The sequence below is a fragment of the Methanosarcina sp. 1.H.A.2.2 genome (assembly GCF_000979975.1).
In the GTDB taxonomy this organism is placed as follows: Archaea; Halobacteriota; Methanosarcinia; order Methanosarcinales; family Methanosarcinaceae; genus Methanosarcina.
In genome coordinates this window covers 1-6,385 of record NZ_JJQL01000069.1, presented here as the reverse complement: position 1 = coordinate 6,385, position 6,385 = coordinate 1, and the positions used below count along the sequence as shown (strand labels likewise).

General features: G+C 40.3%; 5 protein-coding genes. All 5 read right to left on the bottom strand.

Annotation, left to right across the window (positions count from 1 at the left end; genetic code table 11):
* A partial coding sequence (locus EO93_RS10450; RefSeq protein ID WP_156161296.1) for an RNA-guided endonuclease TnpB family protein occupies nt 1-1,058 on the bottom strand: 1,058 nt, incomplete at its 3' end.
* A gap of 169 nt (nt 1,059-1,227) precedes the next feature.
* Nucleotides 1,228-2,244 carry a flap endonuclease-1 gene (gene fen, locus EO93_RS10445; RefSeq protein WP_048162489.1) on the bottom strand — a complete coding sequence of 339 codons (1,017 nt, stop codon included), beginning with the start codon at nt 2,242-2,244 and terminating at the stop codon, nt 1,228-1,230.
* 308 nt (nt 2,245-2,552) lie between these two features.
* The gene (locus tag EO93_RS10440; protein ID WP_048162488.1) at nt 2,553-4,478 is read right to left on the bottom strand and encodes a clostripain-related cysteine peptidase; all 1,926 of its coding nucleotides are present in this window, start codon (nt 4,476-4,478) and stop codon (nt 2,553-2,555) included.
* Nucleotides 4,479-4,576: 98 nt separating this feature from the next.
* A complete protein-coding gene (locus tag EO93_RS10435; RefSeq protein ID WP_011032857.1) occupies nt 4,577-4,879 on the bottom strand; it encodes a hypothetical protein in 303 nt (100 codons plus the stop codon).
* Between the two features lie 734 nt (nt 4,880-5,613).
* Nucleotides 5,614-5,949 (bottom strand): hypothetical protein, encoded by a 336-nt coding sequence (locus tag EO93_RS10430; RefSeq protein ID WP_048134073.1) that lies wholly within the window; start codon nt 5,947-5,949, stop codon nt 5,614-5,616.
* Nucleotides 5,950-6,385 lie beyond the last annotated feature (436 nt).

Sequence of the window (6,385 nt, the reverse complement as noted above, 5' to 3'; positions counted from 1 at the left end):
CAAACATGACAATTTTTAGAAGATGGTTCAAACATTCCAATCTTCAAAATGGTCTTGCCAAACCATTGAGCCTTATACTCCAACTTTGTTACAAAACTGTACCATGCAGAATCAGCCACAGCTTGAGCTAATTTGTGATTCTTAATCATACCTTTTATGTTTAAAGTTTCAATTGCAACTGCTTGGTTTTCGCGTATTAGTGACAATGAAACTTTATGCTGAAAATTATTTCTCTGGTTTGAAACTAATTGATGCTGTTTTGCAAGTTTCTTAACAGCTTTCTTCCAGTTTTGAGAACCTCTAACCTTTCTACTGACTCTTTTTCGTAGCATTTTAAGTTTCTTTATAGACTTATTAAGAAACCTGGGGTTCTCAATTTTCTCCCCTGTAGATATGGCTGCAAATGTCTTGATACCAACATCAACGCCTACCAGAGTTGATTCGGAATATTGTTGAGTTACCGGATATTTATTCAGATCCTCGGTTAAGATGCTAATGTGGTATCTTCCGGCTGATGTTCTGGAAACGGTAGCAGTTCTTAAGAATTCTGAATTAAGATCCTTCTCAACTATGAGTTCGTTATTAATGGTAGTTGTTTTGATATTAGTTTCAAAGAATTCAGGTTCAAAAAGTGGTCTATGTATATTGATTTTAATCCAGCCAATAATAGGTAGAAATATCTCAGCCGTAGTTAAGTTAATTTTATAATGCTGAGGAACCTGGAAAGAGAAATGTTGTTTTTTCTTTAATTTCTCAGCTGGATAATCCCCCAATCCTTTAAAAAAACGTTGATAAGCAGTATCTAAGTTTTTGTTTGCCTGTTGCAAAGATTGAGAATTAACATTCTTCAACCACGGATAAATATCTTTTAAGACAAGAATGTGCTTATCAAGTTCTGATCTTGAGATACTACATCCACACTGACTATATAAAATAGATTTAATATGAAGAAGTTTATTATAGAGAAAACGGACGCCGCCAAAATGCTGTTCAAGCACTTGCTTTTGGCCCTCTTCAGGATAAATCCTATATAAACTTCCTTTTCTCATATTTATCATGTATATAAAGGTTTTGAACTTATATTAAGCCAATAGTTATCGAAAAATGGCAAATATACGGAAGTTGACGGCATTCATCCCGCCACTAAAGTAACAGGCATTCTGCCTTCGTTTTTCGTAAAGAAGGGATACGTATGGAGAAAAATATCTCTTGAGCCCTTAAAACTCTTTAGAACCACTGGTCAAGGGTTTTCTGCCTGGCCCCTGAAGCCGCTTTAAGGCGTTCTACAGCTTTTTCGATCCTGTCTACGGAGAAGTCATTCTCCTCGCAGAGGAATTTGATGAGTTTTTCGGAATCAGGCTTGCCCCATTTAATTTCATAGTCGTCCGTAACATCAGGATGGGTAAAAAGTTCTTTTATACTGTCCAGCCCTTCGATTTCCATCCCTTTTTCCCGGAGCACGGCGTGGATATCTCCATGCTTTTTAATCAGTTTAAGGGCTGTTTTAGGACCCACTTTTTCCAGTCCTTTGTTATAATCCGTACCCACACAGATTGCAATATCGATAAGCTGGTCCCTGTTGACCCCCAGAGCCTCGAGGGTTTCATCGAGTTCAATCATTTCAAGTCCGACATCAACATATACATTCTTTCCAGGGAGCTTGCGTTTTCCGGTGACAGCCATGTTGCGGACGACGCTCGGTGCTCCGAAAAGGAAGGAATCGTAGTCCTGGGAAGCAACACAATCAGCATCCTTTTTAAGGACCATATAGGCAGCCTGTGCTTCCCCTTCACAGGGAGCCTGTATCCATGGAATGCCCATTATACCGAGGAGGTATTTTGAATCTTCAACGATGTCCGGGTCAACCTTTGAAGAAGCCTGAGCATACTTATAAGCAGCTTCAAGATCCCCTTCTGCCTTTGCATTTTCCCACTTCTCCCGTGAAGATTCTCTAACTTCTTTCCTTCGGTCCAGGGTCCCGGATTTCAGGTCAGGGGGTTTACCATCAAAAATGAAAATAGGTTTGATACCAGCTTCAACAAGGCTTGCTGTCCTGTAGAGCAGCCCGGAGAGGTGTGAGGTCACTTTCCCGCTTGAATTAACCAGGGGACTTCCGTCTCTCTGGCGGATAATGCTCAAAAACTGGTGAAGGGTGTTAAATGCATCAATTGCAACCACCCGGTTTGAGAGGTCTGAAAGCTCTATTTTTCTTTTCTGAAGCAGATCTCCTATATCCGTGCCCATATTTTTTCCTCTGGTGTATGAAACTCTTTTTTAGCCTCAGGCTTCTTTACTTTTACTCTATCTCTTTTACTGCCTCCGGGCAGTTACTATCCTCAGGCGGGTTTATTCGGTGATACCTGTTACTACCTTTATCTCGCTACCAGTATCTCCATCTACTGGACAATAGGCTTTATGTGTACTGAAGTTTTATGCTTGTTGCCAGATTAACGGCCTTTTGAGATGGAAGGGAGTTAAAAAGGGGATTTACAGGAAATTATTCCAGGAGAGAGATTTTCAGGAGATTATTCAATGGGGGAATTTTCAGGAAATTATTCCAGGATAATCTCCGCAGGTTCGCTCATATTGAAGTTCAGGCGGTAATCTTCTGCATAGAGTGCGGTATAATAGGTCCCTTCAGGCAGAAATTCATAGACAAAAGCCGTATTTTCATCCATCTTAAGCCTGCCAAGTGTTGTCCAGTCCTTAATGCCGGCTTCTCCGTAGACAGGAGCGTATGTAGTAATAATATCTCCGGGTTCCGGGTCAAGCACTTCTTTTGAGAATAGGATGTTTCCGTTATTCAGGACTTCGTAGGGATTCATGTAAACTCTGACAGTCCTGTTGAGAGTATCCAGGTAAAGCTGGGCAAGACAGGATCTGAACTTTCCATCTCTTTGAAGCCCCAGTTCGGTAGTAAGTATCCTGTTTCCATTTTCGCTTTCTCCTTCACAGGCTGCATAAATAAGAGAGCTTTTCCCTGTTTTGGAGTCCTCTATAAAGATCCATTCCCCTCCCCAGGCAGGGAGGCTGTAGTTCGTGCCCCCTGAACAGGTGAGGGGCATTCTTCCTATGAGGACCGAGCCTTCCGGAGAGGCTATGAAGTAAACCTGGTCTACCGAAGCCAGCCCGGAATCGTCTTTTACTGAAAAGGAATCTCCGGATTTTGAGATGCCGGGTTCTGTAAAGTCCGCACAGGTTCTCACAGAATAGCCATCAAGAAATTCCGACCATGCTTCGGAAATGGAAACCCTGCCGTAATATTTAGAGTAATTGTCCTGAGTCTGGGGAGAATATACGGAGACTCCATATGCACCAGGCATTGTGCCGTCCTGCCTTGAGTAAATAACAAAATCTTCAAGCGATTTTATGAGAGCTTCAGACCTGCCTGCAAGTTCCGGCATTTCCTCTCCGATTCTCAGGGCAAAACTCTTCAGGTCCATTGAGATTTCAGATCCTTTCTTTGGTTCTACCCCGAACTTCCGGGCTTTCGTAAGAGATGCCCCAAGTCCACAATACCCTTCCGGGTTTGAAACGCTTGTACCCATATCATCTGCAAGCCTATCGATATTCTGCAGTACTTCATCGGTTTTTGAGAGGTCAAGGAGAGAAAGGGTTCTGGGGGGCACATGAGAGGAATTCTCCAGATAGCTGTCAATAATAACCCTTCCTATTTCTTCTGTAGGGGCTTTGGGATTTTCTGAGACATAACCTATGAAAGCAACATAGTCCCAGCCATGGGTAGGTTCGATTGATTCGGAGGCGAGCATGTAATCTGCAGAAGGCTTAACCGCGCTTGCAAGCTCAAGGGTGGACATGAGGCAGGCATCAAAACCAATAAGGTCAAAATGCATTCCTGAGGCTTTAAGAGTGTCACTCAGTTCAGGAAGCTCCAGCCTGTCATAACCATGATTCTCGTCAAAGCAAACCCCCCTGTAAGCATCTCCATGGTCCCAGAAAATAAGCAGGGTACTTTCACTCTCATAGTTTTCTCGAATATATGAAAGAAAGGTTTCAAGCCCTGCGGCATCTCCCATGTTTGCGTGGGGATATGTCTCTCTGTGGATGCCCCCATTGCCTATGGTCCCGTCCTCTCCGTCCTTTCTGAGATCCTCAAGCTCTGCGATTGTCATGCCCTCCCATCCCTCTGCAGAAGCTCCTCCATAAGCTATAAGAATTTCAGTATCTTCCCCGTTCAGCGTGGAGGCACCATCAATTATTTCGAGGATATCCTTGCTGGCATATTTGTTTGAAGACTCAAGGTCACTTCCAACCATATAGATAGCAACAACAGTAGATAGCCGGTGTTTCTGAATATCTGCCTCAGGTCCTGCAGAATCTCTGCTTTCGATTTCAGCCCCACCGCCGGGCTTTTTAAAATCTGTACCTTCTTTTAGACAGCCACTGCTCAGCAGCAAAAAAAGAATTATAATAAAAATAATTACAGTAAACCCTGCTTTCTGGAATTTCCATCCCAAATTCAGCTCTCCATGAATGCCATCCAGGCTATCCCGGAGAAAAGGGAAACATCCAGGAATCTCTAATTTTTGTCGGCATATGTCGAAGTAGAAGGGTGTCAGGCGGTAAGATCAAGTCGGACGTCAATTACGGAATCTTCATTTGCCTCTATTTTGGATATTGTTAACAGATTTCCTTTTCTTTCCAGAAGCGTCGCCTTCGTGACCTGGACCTGGTGACCATCTATTTGTTTTTTGCTATTATTTTTATGGATAACCAGAAGCTTCTGGCCCATTTCGGCTCCTTCTCCTATTTTGGACACTATATTTCGTATGACCTGCTCAAAATCAGAATAAATCAAAATCTCCGACTTATTTGCAACCTTTTTGATAATGCCAATCGGTTCCAGATTGAGGTGCATATTAGCTTTCCTTCTTTACCTGTTTACACAAGTAATCAATATACTAACTCTGAGTAATAATAACTTACGATACACTATATCAATTTGAATATATTTATAACTGTCTGGATTCCAGATATTCCTCTCTACTACAGGACATCCAATATATATACTTTGCTAAATCATGGGGCTTGCGCCTGAAAATACTGAGCAGGATAACAATTCCGTATCGATAAATAACATAAATTATCATATATGTAAATGCTCGTATTAACAAATCAAATTAATCAAAAATGTAAAGTAGATTCTCTTTTACAAATCCTGTATATTAACTTTTCCTCTTAATTGTATCTGTTTGTGCCGGTATTTACTCCATAGAGCAATTCAATTACACGAATTTTGCATATTGTCCAGCCTGAAGAGATATTCTAAAATGAAAATATTTGGAAGTTTTCTAAAAAATCGTTGATTAACGATAAAATCCGTTTAAAAACAGTCTTGGTGAAAAAGAGGACGGACAGTTTAAAAACCATCCGATAAAAAAGAGGAGGAAATGGAAAGAAAGACAGTTTGAAGGGAAAATTAAGACCGAATTAAGAGGGTCTGAAAAAAAGGCAAAGAAAACACTGTGAAAAGAAAGACAGGACACAAAAAGAAAAAACCTGGCACAGATGGCAGATAATTGAAGAGAATCTTATTAGAAGAAACCTGGCCGTATTTTACTCCTGAGGGAAAAATAAGATTGTGAGCAGAAATCAGTGATATTTTCTGCGGTTGAATTCATATACTGCATTATCAACTTTACTTGAGAGCTCATTCATACTTTCTTCGATTTTTGTTTCCGAACTTTCCATATTAACCCTGAGGGCACGGTCCTTTGCTTCCATCTTGTCTTCAAAACTCTGAAGCTTGTCATTAATAGAGATGAGCATGAGAGATAATGTTCCGGCCAGAATCATAATCGATAAAATAATTAAAGGGTCAATGAAAGGATTTGTGGGCTTGTATGTAAACCTTCTAAGCCATTCGAAGGATAGAAGGAATGATGACAGAACCATCACAACAAGGAATACTGTATCTCTGGTCTCCATTGTATACCTCTAAAGTACTTATGGAATTTCTCCTTATGCAGTCATAAACTTCGTGTAAAACCACAAATTCCTCATAACGGGCTGAAAATTATTAGGTGGAGATAATTTCCATTAAAGTATTTACTGTTTTTATATTTTTTCCGCATTTCCATATTTACTATTTTTCTATTTTTGCTTGTTTTTTATACAGTGATTCTATATAATTTTTTGCATAAACTATTTATGTATCTTTTATCCAGAATTTATTTTTTCCCTGATCTCTCAAAAAACCAAACAATATCTGAAAGAAAATTCCCTGGATTCCTATCAGGTAAACTAACAGTGGAGGGAGAATTCTTACAACAGACTTTCCGCAGATCTCGGATTATTATTCAGGTATTTTTATTGGAAAACTGTAAATAATGTAACTTGCTATTGAATTTTTGAATTTTTATGC